This window comes from Rahnella perminowiae (genome assembly GCF_019049695.1).
GTDB classification, from domain to species: Bacteria; Pseudomonadota; Gammaproteobacteria; order Enterobacterales; family Enterobacteriaceae; genus Rahnella; species Rahnella perminowiae.
This window is the reverse complement of record NZ_JAFMOT010000015.1, coordinates 1-255: the sequence shown is the minus strand read 5'-3', so window position 1 is coordinate 255 and position 255 is coordinate 1. Positions and strand designations below refer to the sequence as shown.

Genomic DNA, 255 nt, shown 5'->3' with positions numbered 1-255 from the left:
CCGCAAGCCGGCTGTCGCTTAAAATATCCGCCTCACCAGCGTTCAGCTCGTTCGAATAAAAGGTTCCGATAACACCGACGGTTACCGGATTCACGAACAGGCTGCCGAGGCGGACTGACGTCACCCCGTGCAGTGCACTCATGCCCGACGCGATTAGCTGAGTGCTGCCCCCCGTTGCCACGGGGAGTGCCAGCGGCATGCCAGACTGTGCGGGCGTATCAGCCTTCCCGCCAAACATCTTTTTGTACCACGGCG

General features: G+C 60.4%; 1 pseudogene. It reads right to left on the bottom strand.

Annotation, left to right across the window (positions count from 1 at the left end):
* A pseudogene (locus J1781_RS00050) lies at positions 1-255 on the bottom strand (colicin E3/pyocin S6 family cytotoxin); the annotation flags it as partial.